Genomic DNA, 12,771 nt, shown 5'->3' with positions numbered 1-12,771 from the left:
AATGGATATGTACTCGGTCAACAACAATCTGGTCGGCTAGAAGGCCGCCAAGATCAAAAGATCGCAGCCTTCGGCAGCTCCTACAGGGGTTGGTGGAAACAGGTTGGCATCAGCGGGTTCAGGGTGACTGTGATCAACCGTTTTGCAGGAAGTCGATGCAGCTGCGGTTGAACAGTTCGCGGTGTTCCACCTGGACCCAATGGCCGCAGCGGTTGAGCACCAGGAACCGCGCGTTCGGCGCGCCGTCGATGATGCGCTGGGCGCCGCTGATCGGGTTGAAGTGATCGTTGGTGCCCCAGAAACCGAAGATCGGGCACTGGATCTCGCCCAGACGCGCTTCCATGTTCGGCACCATCATCGTGCTGAACAGGTTCTTCGGCTGCGTCACCGCCACCGCCACTCGTTCCTGCAGCAGGCTTTCAGGCAGGATCGAATCATCGAACAACTGCAAGCGCATCATGCTGCGCATTTCCTCCATGCCAATGGGGCCGGCATTGAACAGGCTGACCATGCGCACGATGCCTTCCATCTTGAAGTAGGTTTCCCGTTCCTCGACACCGCCCGGTGCCAGCAGGATCAGGCTCTGCGGCAGTTGCGGCAAACGCAGGGCCAGGCCCAGGGCAATCGCGCCGCCGAGCGAGTTACCCAGGATCGTACAGCGCTGCACACCGACGACCTGGAGGAATGCCGCCACGCAGTCGACGAAGAATTCCAGGTGGTACTGGGCGTCCTCGGGCTTGTCCGAGCGACCGAAACCCGGCAGGTCGAGCACGAGGTTGCGATAGCCCGCGGCGACGAATTGCGGGTAGTTGCCCTTGAAGTTGCTGAAGCCACTGGCGCCGGGCCCGCTGCCATGCAGCCACAACACGACGGGGCCCGCTCCCTCATCCAGATAGTGCAGGCGCAAGCCGTTGGGCAGCGTCGCGTAATGGCCGACGGGCAGGGGCAGGTCTACGGGTTGGTTCATGGGGTTCTCCATTGTCTGCGGATTCATGAAGCACAACCGCGCCAGGCGCTACGGCAAGTGAAGGGGAACGCTGCGCCTGGCGTGGTGCGCACCCTGCCGATGCTGGGCCCGCATGGCGATGCCGGCATCGTCCGTTCAGACCACGCGACGCTAGTCCCATCGGACGATGTGGACCAGGGCACTGGCCGCTAATCATTCGGGTGACGGTTCCACTGCAAGGGCAGCGGGCCGCAGCGTATTTGCACATTCGGAGAACGCTATGAAGTTACTCAATAAAGTGGCCTTTGTGACCGGTGCCGCACAGGGCATGGGCCAGGCCATCGTGCGTGGTTTTGTCGCCGAAGGCGCCAAGGTGGTGGCAGTCGACCTGAACCAGGCCACCCTGGCCGAGAGCCTCGCGGACCTGGGCGACAAGGTCCTGGCCGTGGCTTGCAACGTCGCTGACGGCGCCTCCGTGGCCGATGCCATGGGTCAGGCTGAGCAGCACTTCGGCGGCCTCGACATCCTGGTCAACAATGCCGGCGTCGGCGGTCTGGACAGTTTTCTCGAGACCTCGGACGAGAGCTGGGCGCGAGTGATCGGTGTGAACCTGGGCGGTACTTTTCTGTGCAGCCGTGAAGGCGCCAGATTGATGCTCAAGGGCGGCCGCAAGGGCGCGATCATCAACCTCTCCAGCACCGCCGCGCTGACCGGTGACGGCCCCACGCACTATTGCACCTCGAAGGCCGGGGTAATGGGCCTGACCCGTTCGATCGCCCGTGAACTGGCGGCCAGCGGCATCCGCGTCAACACCCTGGTGCCAGGGCCGACCAACACACCGATGATGGCGGGCATTCCTGATGAATACATGCAAGCGCTGCTGAAAAACGTGCCGCTGGGCCGCATGTGCGAGACCGACGAGATCGCCAGGGTCGCGGTGTTCCTGGCCAGTGAAGACGCCAGTTTCATGACCGGGCAGAACATCGCCGTCAACGGCGGCATGGCCTTTATCTGATCAGGGAGTTACCCATGAGCAAGCGTCTACAAGGAAAAATTGCCTTCGTCACCGGCGCCGGTTCCGGCATCGGCGAAGCCACTGCGTTACGGTTCGCCGAAGAGGGCGCCACGGTCGTGTTGTGTGGACGACGCATCGAGCCCCTGCAAGGCGTGCAGGAAAAAATCCGTGCCCAGGGCGGGCAGGCCGAGATCGCCGTGGCCGATGTCAGCGATGAACAGGCTTACGTCGGCGCCTTGCAAGCCACAGCGCAACGCCATGGGCGCCTCGATATTCTGGTCAACAACGCGATGGCCTACACCTGGGGCGGCATCGACGCGATGACCACCGCAGACTGGCACGCCAACTTCGCCACCACCGTGGATGGCACCTTCTGGGGCACCCGCACCGCGATGCAGCTGATGAAAGCGCAGGGCGGCGGCTCGATCGTCAACATCGCCTCGATCTGCGGCCTGTTCGGCACGGCGTGGATGGCCGGCTACTCGGCGGCCAAGGCCGCGGTGATCAACTTCAGCCGGGCGGCTGCCAGCGAAGGCGCACCGCACAACATCCGGTGCAACGTGATCATCCCTGGCGTGGTCGACACCCCGGCCACGGCCGGCATGTTGGGCGATGCCAAGACCCGCAGCAACACTGAAAAAGTGATCCCGATGAAACGGGTCGGCCTGCCGGTGGAACTGGCCAACGCCATTCTATTCCTGGCCAGTGACGAAGCCTCGTATGTCACCGGCGCCAGCCTGGCGGTGGATGGCGGGCGCGGTTCGGACCTGTACACGGTGCTCGACTGATGGGCCCGGAGACGAGCGCCTTGCTCGCGCGGGTCGATCGCCTGGAATCGCTGGACGAAATCCGTCAACTGGCCGGCAAGTACGCGCTGGCCCTGGACATGCGCGACATGGACGCCATGGCCAACTGCTTCGCCCCGGACGTGCGCGTGGGCCGCGACAAAAGTGGCCGCGCGCACCTGAAGGTGTGGCTGGACGAAACCATGCGCAAGCAGTTCCACGGTACGTCCCATCACCTGGGCCAGCACATCATCGAGTTCAGTGATGTCGATCACGCCACCGGCGTGGTCTATTCGAAGAACGAGCATGAGACCGGCCCGGAGTGGGTGATCATGCAGATGCTGTACTGGGACGACTATGAGCGCATCGACGGACGTTGGTGTTTCCGGCGCCGCTTGCCGTGTTACTGGTACGCGACCGACCTGAACAAGCCGCCGATCGGCGGCCTGAAAATGCGCTGGCCGGGCCGCGAGCCGTACGCTGGCACCTTCCATGAGCTGTTTCCATCCTGGGACACGTTCTGGGCACAGCGCCCGGACAAGGACGCGCTGCCGCAGATCGCCGAACCCGCACCGCTGGAAAGCTTCCTCACGACCCTGCGTCGTGGGGCAGAGACACCGACCATTCGCGTGCGTTGAAATCCGCGCACGACACGAAACCTGTGGGAGCTGGCTTGCCAGCGAAGAGGCCGGCCTATCCAACATCAATATCGCCTGACACGCCGCCCTCGCGAGCAGGCTCGCTCCCACAGGGATTTGGGTGTCCACATCAATTTTTTGCGGCGACTGTACCAGCAGTCGCCGTTTTTTTGCTGCGTTGTCAGGGCTGTTTGGGGGTTGTGCCGGTCTGTTTGTGCGTACTGCGCCACGCGGCCGGAGGCATGCCGAATTGGGCGATGAACCAGCGTGTGAAGGAGCTCGCCATGGAGTAGCCGAGCATGTCGGCGATCCGGCCCAGCGAGTAGTTCGGGTTCTCCAGGTAACGCAGCACCAGGTCGCAGCGCACCTCGTTGATCAGGTCATTGAACGCGCAACCATCGTCCTTGAGGCGACGCTGCAGGGTGCGTACGTTCATGCCCTGGGTCTGGGCAATCTGCTCGATCGTGGCGCGGCCCATCGGCAACAGCAGGTAAATTGCCTTGCGCACCTCGAACAAAATCGACGGTCCTTCGTGGCCCTGCAGCGAGTCAAGGTAGCGCTGCGCGTAGCGCGCCATGGCAGGGTCGGCATGGGGGTTGGTGATGTCGAGGCTGGCATCGGGGCAGACAATGCCGTTGAACTCGCTGCCAAACTCCAGATTGCAGCCGAACAGGCGGCGATGCAGTTGCAGGCTGTCCGGCGGTTGGTGGGTGAAGTTGACGCTGTAGGGATGCCAGTGCGCACCGAGCAGGGCGGCGCACAGGCGAAACATCACGCCGATGGCCAGCTCATTGGCCTGGCGGCAGGGCATCGGCGACTCGGTGACCACTTCTTCACGAATGATCACCATCTTGCCAGCCTCTTCGATAAAGATCGCCAGCGAGTCGTTCATCAGATGCCGGTAATTGACCACCACCTGCAAGGCATCACGCAGCGTGCGCTGGTGCGTGAGCAGCAGGCTGACCACACCGAAGTCCGAGAGCTGGCGCGATTCGGCCATGCTCAGGCCGAAGCTCTGACAGCCGCTGGCCGCCGCCGACTCTTCCAGCAGGCGCACGGCGGAATCGATGGGAATACGGTGCTCGGGGGCTTGCAGCTGCGCTTTTTTCAAGCCAACGGCGTCCAGCACATCCCGCGGATTGAACCCCAGGTACTGGGTGACCTCCAGGTAGTTGGTCAGGACGGCGGCGCGAACAAGCTTGGTCATGCGAGGTTCTTCCCTGGGCCGGTAGCGATGGAAACAAGCGTGGCGACTATAGCCAGCACGTCATCGATTGAATAGTTGCCAGGCGTGCGGTGACAGGCAGCCAGGCCAGCGCCTCTTGACCACTTCGGCAGCGATCAATTATCGCCCACGCATTGATTACAGTGGCCTGCAGCGCGCTCGGGGCGTTTTTCGACCAGCGGTCGCGTCCTTCCGTTTCCCGTCAATCTGTCATGAAAAGAAAAGTCACTGACGTCGAATGAAAAGCGCGTCGGGTGGGGGCTCTTTAATGTCGGCACTACAAGAAGAGTCTGGCCACAGAGCCAGTCGATCACCGAGAAGCCGAAGGTATTCAAGTGAACAAACTGCAGACTGCCGCAACCGTTCTGATCGTCCCGGGCCTGCGCGAGCATGTTGCCGAACATTGGCAAACGCTGCTTGAGGCGCGCTTGAGCAATGTACGTAGCGTTGCGCCACTTGAAACCGACAAGCTCGATTGCGCCGCCCGTGTCCGGGCGATCCAGCACGCGCTGGAGCAGATCGACGGCCCGGTGATTCTGGTGGCGCACAGTGCCGGTGTGTTGATGGTTGCGCACTGGGCGGCGCAACACAGTCGCCCGATCAAGGGTGCACTGCTGGCCGCGCCGCCGGATCTTCATGCCACCTGGCCGCAAGGCTACCCATCCCCTGAAACGTTGCGCACCCACGGCTGGGATCCCCTGCCTGAAGGCCCGCTGCCGTTTCGCAGCCTGGTGGCGGCCAGCACCAACGATCACCTGGCCAGCCTGGAGGCGGTGACTCGCATGGCTGAAGGCTGGGGCAGCGAATTGCTCAACCTGGGCGATGTCGGCCATCTAAACCCGGCGGCCGGTTACGGCGCCTGGCCACAGGCCGAAGCACTCATTCAACAGCTGGATCGATAGTTCAGACGCCGGCTGGTCGCAAGCCATCCGGTCATTGCCCTCATCTCTGAAAACGTAACCCCTGGAACAAGGGCGTGCGTGAGGGCGGCTGCGCTTAAAACAAATACAAAAAGGCGGAGACAACGCAATGCACAACAATAAGAGTCATCGGTTCGTACCCTCGCGCTACACCTTGCTGGCCTCGGCGATCCTGGCCGCCAGCCTGCCGGCGGCTCAGGCCGTCGAGCTTGATACGGGGAACCCGGACTGGACCGCCCGTTTCGATAACACCGTCAAGTACAACTACGGCGTACGCACCGAAAGCGCCGACAAGCGCATGCTGGCAACGCCGAACAACAACGACGGCGACTACAACTTTCGCAAGGCCGGGACCAACATCACCAACCGTGTCGATCTGTTGACCGAGATGGATGTGGTCTACAAAAACAGCATGGGCTTTCGCGTCAGCGCCGCCAGCTGGTACGACAAGGCTTATGAGAATACCGGCTCCAACTCCAACCCGTTCGTCAACGGCAACGGATCGACGTCGGGCCTGGTCGCCAACGACCCGCGTCTGGCCGGTGTGACCAATGACAACGTCGGCAATGGCAGCCCGCACCTGAGCAACTACGCCCAGCGTTACTACAACGGTCCGTCCGGCGAAATCCTCGACGCGTTCGTGTTCTACAGCACCGAAGTGGGCGAGGAGTCGATGCTCAGCGTCAAGGCCGGCCAGCACAACGTGTTCTGGGGCGAGACCATCCTCAACCCGGTGCACTCGATCAGCTACGGCCAGTCGGGCCTGGACCTGGCCAAACTGGCGGCATCGCCGGGGACCGAAGCCAAGGAACTGTTCGTCCCCCGTAATCAACTGTCGATGTCCTTCACCATCAACCCGGAATTGACCATCGGCGCGCAATACTTCCTTGATTGGGACGCCGCGCGCCTGCCTGAGGCGGGGACCTATTACGGCGGTTCCGATCTGGTGGGCTTTGGTGCGCAATCGTTCCTGTTGGGCAACACCAACGCCGTGGTCCCGGGCAGCCCGCTGGGTTGCGGCCTGGCGCCGTGCAACGGCCTGACCAACGTGCGTCGTGGCCACGACCTGACGCCGGACAAGCGCGGCGACTGGGGCGTGATGGCCAAGTGGTCGCCGGCCTGGCTGGACGGAACGCTCGGCGTTTACTACCGCAACACCTCGGAAATCCTGCCGCAAGCCTGGCTCAACGCCACCGGCCTGACCTCGGCGAATCCGAACGGCACCCCGCCGGCGGGTCAGGTGCCCGCCGTGGTTAACACCCTCAACTCGCTGAGCAGCAGCACCTATCAATTGGCCTACGCCGACAACATTCACATCGTCGGCCTGAGCCTGTCCAAGGACGTCGGCGGCGTCAGCGTGGGTTCGGACCTGAACATCCGCCACAACATGCCGCTGGCCAGTATTCCGGCGATTGTCAGCTCGACCAGTCCGCTGGGCCTGGGTGCCGGTCTCGGCCTGTTGCCGGCGCGTACCGCCGCGACCGGTGTGATCTACGACACCCCGGAAAAGGGCGACAGCATGAGCGCCACCGGCGACACGCTGCACTGGACGCTAAACGGCCTGATGACCCTGTCGAAAACGCCGTTGTTCGATTCGGCCAGCCTGCTTGGCGAGTTGTATTACAGCAACCTGCTCAAGCTCGATAGCAAGAACGAAGCGCTCTACAAAGGCAAGGACACCTATCGCGGTATCGACCAGCCGACCCGGGACAACTGGGGCGTCGCGGTCAACTTCACACCGACCTGGTACCAGGTGTTCCCCGGTGTCGACCTCAACGCACCGATGTCGGTCAACGTCGGCCTGGCCGGCGTGTCACCGGTGTCCGGTGGCGGTGCCAAGGACACCGGCAACTACGCCATCGGCGTCGGTGCCGTTGTGTACAACAAATACTTTGTCGACCTGAAGTACGTCGACTCCTTCGGCAAAACCGACAAGTGCAACGTCAGCGGTTCGAGCACCGGCGCGGCGGCCGCGGGCAGCGGTGACGGCTCGACGCCGAACGCCTTCAGCGGCAACGAAAACTACGCCTGTTACGCCGGTGGCTACTCGGCCTTCTCCGGTGGTGGTGCCACGACCGAGGACCGTGGCGCTGTTTACCTGACGATGAAAACCACTTTTTGATTCACCACTGGCTTGCTCGATGCAAGCAGGAGAATAACAAGATGAAACTCGTACACACCGTGTTGGCCACCTCGCTGGCCATGGTCATTGCCGCCCAGGCACAGGCCGCTGTCTCCACTCAGGAGGCGGCGAAACTGGGCAGCAGCCTGACGCTGGTCGGCGCTGAAAAGGCTGGCAATGCCGACGGCTCCATTCCTGCCTATGCCGGTGGCCTGATCACGCCGCCGGCCAGCTTCAAGGCCGGTGACAGCATGCGCCCGGACCCGTTCGCCGATGAAAAACCGCTGCTGGTGATCGACGGCAAGAACGTCGATCAATACAAGGGTGCCCTCACGGCGACCACCGTGGAACTGGCCAAGCGCTTCCCGAGTTTCCATGTGAATGTCTATCCGACCCACCGCACCGTCGCACTGCCCAAGGCGGTGCTCGACAACGGTGTGAAAAACGCCACCGAGGCCAAATCCCTCGAAGGCGGGTTGGCCATCGACAATGTGTTGCCGGGCGTGCCGTTCCCGATCCCGCAATCGGGTAACGAAGCGATGTGGAATTTCCTGTTGCGCTATCAGGGCGTGAACATCAACTCCAAGTACGACTCCTGGAACGTCGATTCCGCCGGCGTTCCGAGCCTGGCCACCACCGGGCAGGCGTTCATCTCCTACCCGATCTACGAAAACCTCGCGCAGCCGATCAGCAGCGCCGACGTTTACTACCAGATGAAGCTGTCCTACACCGGCCCTGCGCGCCGGGCCGGCGAAGCGGTGATGCTCAAGGACGCCGCCAACCCATTGCAGCAACCGCGCCGCGCCTGGCAATACCTGCCGGGTCAGCGTCGGGTGAAATTGGCACCGAACCTGGCCTACGACACGCCGAACCCCGGCACCGCCGGCGCTGGCACCTATGACGATGTGTTCGTGTTCAACGGTGCGCTGGACCGCTACGACTGGAAGCTGGTGGGCAAGCAGGAAATGATCGTGCCTTACAACACCTACAAGCTGACCTACGCGCAGGATCCGAAGTCGCTGACCACGCCCAATCACTTGGCTTCGGACTTTGTGCGCTGGGAAAAACACCGCGTCTGGGTGGTCGAGGGCAACCTCAAGGCCGGTGCGCGGCACATCTATCAGAAGCGTCGCTTCTACCTCGATGAAGACAGCTGGAGCGCTGTGGCTTCCGACCAGTACGACGCCCGTGGTCAGCTCTATCGCGGTTCGTTCGCGTTCCTCAGCCAGAGCTATGACAAACAAGTCCCGGATTCCACGCCCTTCATGATCTACGACCTGGTCGGTGGCTCCTACAACATCAACGGCGTTGTGGGGCCTTACGGCGGCATCAAGTACATCGATCCGCTCTCCAAGGCGCAGTGGACGCCGGAATCCCTGGCCGGTAGCGGCATTCGCTGAGCCAGTGGCGACACGGCGTCCGATCGGTCCGGGCGCCGGTGTGAACGTGGGGTTGCACGGTTGTGCAGCCCGGCGCGGTTTTCCCAAGAGGACGCGGTATGTGTTCGTACAAGAAGTACCTGCAACTGGCGCTGGGCGCCTTGATTGTCTTGGTGCAGGGCGTGTCCCAGGCGTCGGGTTACATCGACGTACTGGATCTGCCGGCCAGGGCCAGTGCCTTGGCCGTCAGCAGCCCGTTGTCCGGCATGGCTCGCGCCGGCGACCGACTGGTCGCCGTCGGGCAGCGTGGGCACATTCTTTATTCCGATGATTCCGGTAAACACTGGCAGCAAGCCGTAGTACCGGTGAGCGCGGACCTCAGTGCGGTCAATTTCCCCTCGGCGATGCAGGGCTGGGCGGTCGGTAACGACGGCGTGGTGTTGCACAGCAGCGACGCCGGCGTGACCTGGCACAAACAACTGGACGGCCGCCAGATCGGCGACTTGCTGGTCAAGCATTACTCGGCGCTGGCCACTGCCGAGCCCGGCAACGAGCAATGGCCGCTGCGGGTCGCCGAAGGTCAGCGCCTGACCGAGCAGGGCGCGGACAAACCCTTGCTCGACGTCTGGTTCGCCAACGACAAGCTCGGCTATGTGGTCGGCGTGTTCAACCTGATCCTGCGCACCGAGGACGGCGGCCTGAGCTGGACGCCTTTCCAGGACCGGACCGACAACCCGCAAGGATTTCACCTCAACGCGATCGCCTCGACCGGCGACGGCGTGTACATCGCCGGGGAGCAGGGCCTGTTGCTCAAGTGGAATGACCTCGACCAGCGCTTTGCCGCGGTGCCAACACCGTATCAGGGCAGTTTCTTCGGGGTCGTCGGCAAGCCGGGCGAGGTGGTCGTCTACGGGTTGCGCGGCAACGTACTGCGCAGCACCGATGGCGGTCGCAGCTGGACTCGGCTTGAAACAGGCCTGCACGTCAGCATCACCGCCGGATTCGTCGACGGCAACGGTCACTACCGCTTGTTCACCCAGGGTGGGCAGATGCTGGCCAGCCAGGACTTGAGTGCGCAATTGCTCCTGCTGCCGCGCCCCGGGCCGACGCCAGTGACCGGCGCCACCCGGGCCACCGATGGCGCGTTGGTGTTGGTGGGCAGCCGTGGCGTGCGCACAGAGTCTGTCGACAAGCCCTCGAACCCTTAGAGCGAGAACCCAGACATGGGCAATATCAAACAAGACGCCATGCCAGTGATCCGCGACCTGCGTGATTTCGACCGACAGTCCGGCAACCGGCTGGAGCGGCTGGTGTTCAACTACCGCCCGCTGTTCATGCTGCTGATGGCGCTGGCCACCGTGGTGTTCGGCTACATGGCCGCGACCCGCCTGGAGTTGCGCCCCAGCTTCGAAAAAATGATTCCGCAGAGTCAGCCGTACATCCAGAACTTCCTCGAGAACCGCGCCTCGTTGCGTGGCCTCGGCAACTCGGTGCGGGTGGTGGTGGAAAACACTCAGGGCGACATCTTCGACCCCGAGTATTTGAACGTACTCAAGCAGGTCAACGACCAGTTGTTCCTCACCGAGGGCGTCGACCGTGCCTGGATGAAGTCGTTGTGGAGCCCGGCCGTACGCTGGACCGAAGTCACCGAAGACGGTTTCCAGGGCGGCCCGGTGATGCCGGATACCTATCAGGGCAAGCCGGAAGAAATCGAACAGCTGCGGCAGAACATTTCCCGCGCCGGCATCGTCGGCAGCCTGGTGGCCAGCGACTACAAGTCGAGCATGCTGATCGTACCGTTGATGGACAAGGCTGCGGCCGGTGGTCAACGCATCAACTACCACGCATTTTCGCAGATGCTCGAAGAGCAGTTGCGCGACAAGATCGAATACGCCGGTGATAGCGCTGCGCGCAAGGCCGGGGAGGAGGGCAAGGGCCAGTACAAGGTGCGGGTGATCGGCTTCGCCAAGTTGATGGGCGACCTGATTGATGGCCTGATCCAGGTGATGATGTTCTTCGGCCTGGCCGTGATCACTTCACTGCTGATTATTTACGCCTACACCCGTTGCGTGCGCAGCACGCTGCTGGTGGTCGGCTGTTCGCTGATTGCCGTGGTTTGGCAATTGGGCATCGTCGCTTGGCTGGGTTATGCCATCGATCCGTATTCTGTGTTGGTGCCGTTCCTGATCTTCGCCATCGGCGTGTCCCACGCAGCGCAGAAGATGAACGGCATCATGCAGGACATCGCCCGTGGCACCCACAAGCTGATCGCCGCGCGCTACACCTTCCGCCGGCTGTTTATTGCCGGCGTCACTGCGCTGCTGGCCGATGCGGTGGGCTTCGCCGTGTTGATGTTGATCGACATCCCGGTGATCCAGGACCTGGCGATCACCGCCAGTATCGGTGTCGCGGTGCTGATCTTCACCTCGCTGCTGCTGATGCCGGTGGCGCTGTCGTATGTCGGCGTCGGCGCCAAGGCGGCCGAGCGCGCACTGAAAATCGACACGCGGGCGAGTGCGCATAAAGGCTTTGGCAAACTGTGGGACTGGCTCGACCGCTTCACCACGGCCAAGTGGGCCACCGGTGCAGTGTTGGTCGCGGTATTGATGGGCGTCGGCGGCTTCGTGGTCAGCCTGAACCTGAAGATCGGCGACCTGGAAAGTGGCGCCCCGGAATTGCGGGCCGACTCGCGCTACAACCGCGACAACGCCTACATCACCCAGCATTACGCATTGTCCAGCGACCTGTTCGCGGTGATGATCAAGACCCCGGCGGAAGGCTGCCTGAGCTACCAGACGTTGATCCTCGCCGATCGACTGGCCTGGGAACTGCAACAGAACCCCGGCGTGCAAGCGACGACATCTCTGGTCAATGCCGTGCGCCAGATCACCGCCGGGACCTACGAAGGCAACCCCAAGCTCAACAGCATCCAGCGCAACCAGGACGTGCTGAACTACGCCGCGCAGCAAGCCTCGGTCAACTCCCCGGAGTTGTTCAATACCGATTGCTCGTTGATGCCGGTGATTGCCTATCTCAAGGACCACAAGGCCGAAACCCTCGACGCCGTGGTGGCCATCGCCGACAGGTTCGCCCGGGACAACAGCACCGATGATCGGCAGTTCCTGCTGGCCGCCGGCACCGCCGGGATCGAAGCCGCGACCAACATCGTGGTGCGCGAAGCCAATCGCACCATGCTGCTGTATGTCTACGCGGCGGTCACGCTGTTCTGCCTGATCACCTTCCGCAGTTGGCGCGCGACGCTGGTGGCTTTGTTGCCGCTGGTGCTGACCTCGATCCTCTGTGAAGCCTTGATGGTCGCCATGGGCATCGGCGTGAAAGTCGCGACCCTGCCGGTGATCGCCTTGGGCGTGGGGATTGGCGTGGATTACGCCTTGTACCTGCTCAGCGTGCAACTGCATTTCCAGCGTCAGGGCTTGCCGCTGTCCCAGGCTTACCGTAACGCCGTGTCGTTCACCGGCCGGGTCGTCGGCCTGGTGGGCATCACCCTGGCGGCCGGCGTGGTGTGCTGGGTCTGGTCGCCGATCAAGTTCCAGGCCGACATGGGCATCCTGCTGACCTTCATGTTCCTGTGGAACATGCTCGGGGCGCTGATCCTGATTCCGGCCCTGTCGTACTTCCTGCTGCGTGAGCGGGTGCCTGCCCCCGTGGCATCAACCGAAAATACCGAAACCACTGAACGTCCCGGCATGCCTCATGCCTTGACCACTTCCGAGTAAGCCA

11 protein-coding genes are annotated in these 12,771 nt (G+C 62.7%); 9 read left to right on the top strand and 2 right to left on the bottom strand.

Going from position 1 to position 12,771, the window contains the following annotated elements; genetic code table 11:
• Positions 1–133 precede the first annotated feature (133 nt).
• Entirely contained in the window at positions 134–967 is an 834-nt protein-coding gene (locus tag ACIPL2_RS02615; protein WP_401352726.1) for an alpha/beta fold hydrolase, read from the bottom strand.
• 57 nt (positions 968–1,024) lie between these two features.
• On the opposite strand from ACIPL2_RS02615, the gene ACIPL2_RS02610 reads away from it, so the two are divergent.
• The 4 genes from ACIPL2_RS02610 to ACIPL2_RS02595 all read left to right on the top strand — a co-directional run bounded on the left by ACIPL2_RS02610 (position 1,025) and on the right by ACIPL2_RS02595 (position 3,384).
• Entirely contained in the window at positions 1,025–1,159 is a 135-nt protein-coding gene (locus ACIPL2_RS02610; protein ID WP_401352724.1) for a hypothetical protein, read from the top strand.
• Positions 1,160–1,226: 67 nt separating this feature from the next.
• Entirely contained in the window at positions 1,227–1,961 is a 735-nt protein-coding gene (locus tag ACIPL2_RS02605; RefSeq protein WP_401352723.1) for an SDR family NAD(P)-dependent oxidoreductase, read from the top strand.
• 14 nt (positions 1,962–1,975) lie between these two features.
• Positions 1,976–2,749 (top strand): SDR family NAD(P)-dependent oxidoreductase, encoded by a 774-nt coding sequence (locus ACIPL2_RS02600; protein ID WP_401352721.1) that lies wholly within the window; start codon positions 1,976–1,978, stop codon positions 2,747–2,749.
• Positions 2,749–3,384, top strand: a complete 636-nt coding sequence (locus tag ACIPL2_RS02595; protein WP_401352719.1) for a nuclear transport factor 2 family protein — start codon at positions 2,749–2,751, stop codon at positions 3,382–3,384. The genes ACIPL2_RS02600 and ACIPL2_RS02595 overlap by 1 nt, the downstream gene beginning before the upstream one ends.
• A 181-nt stretch (positions 3,385–3,565) precedes the next feature.
• Here the strand turns inward: ACIPL2_RS02595 and ACIPL2_RS02590 are convergent, their stop codons facing one another.
• Positions 3,566–4,591 carry an AraC family transcriptional regulator gene (locus tag ACIPL2_RS02590; protein WP_401352717.1) on the bottom strand — a complete coding sequence of 342 codons (1,026 nt, stop codon included), beginning with the start codon at positions 4,589–4,591 and terminating at the stop codon, positions 3,566–3,568.
• A 353-nt stretch (positions 4,592–4,944) separates the two neighbouring features.
• Between ACIPL2_RS02590 and ACIPL2_RS02585 the strand changes: the two genes are divergently transcribed.
• From ACIPL2_RS02585 to ACIPL2_RS02565, 5 genes are all read left to right on the top strand, one after another.
• Positions 4,945–5,511 carry an RBBP9/YdeN family alpha/beta hydrolase gene (locus ACIPL2_RS02585; RefSeq protein WP_401352716.1) on the top strand — a complete coding sequence of 189 codons (567 nt, stop codon included), beginning with the start codon at positions 4,945–4,947 and terminating at the stop codon, positions 5,509–5,511.
• 127 nt (positions 5,512–5,638) lie between these two features.
• Positions 5,639–7,651, top strand: coding sequence for a DUF1302 domain-containing protein (locus tag ACIPL2_RS02580; protein ID WP_401352714.1), 2,013 nt, complete (start codon positions 5,639–5,641; stop codon positions 7,649–7,651).
• 41 nt (positions 7,652–7,692) lie between these two features.
• Entirely contained in the window at positions 7,693–9,051 is a 1,359-nt protein-coding gene (locus tag ACIPL2_RS02575; protein ID WP_401352712.1) for a DUF1329 domain-containing protein, read from the top strand.
• Positions 9,052–9,149: 98 nt separating this feature from the next.
• On the top strand, positions 9,150–10,238 hold the full coding sequence (locus tag ACIPL2_RS02570) for a WD40/YVTN/BNR-like repeat-containing protein (RefSeq protein WP_401352711.1): 1,089 nt from the start codon (positions 9,150–9,152) through the stop codon (positions 10,236–10,238).
• 15 nt (positions 10,239–10,253) lie between these two features.
• Positions 10,254–12,767 carry an RND family transporter gene (locus ACIPL2_RS02565; RefSeq protein WP_401352709.1) on the top strand — a complete coding sequence of 838 codons (2,514 nt, stop codon included), beginning with the start codon at positions 10,254–10,256 and terminating at the stop codon, positions 12,765–12,767.
• Positions 12,768–12,771: the final 4 nt, after the last annotated feature.

Origin of the sequence: Pseudomonas sp. NPDC086251 (genome assembly GCF_044746405.1) — a bacterium.
Classification (GTDB): Bacteria; Pseudomonadota; Gammaproteobacteria; order Pseudomonadales; family Pseudomonadaceae; genus Aquipseudomonas.
This window is presented reverse-complemented; position numbering and strand designations above follow the sequence as displayed.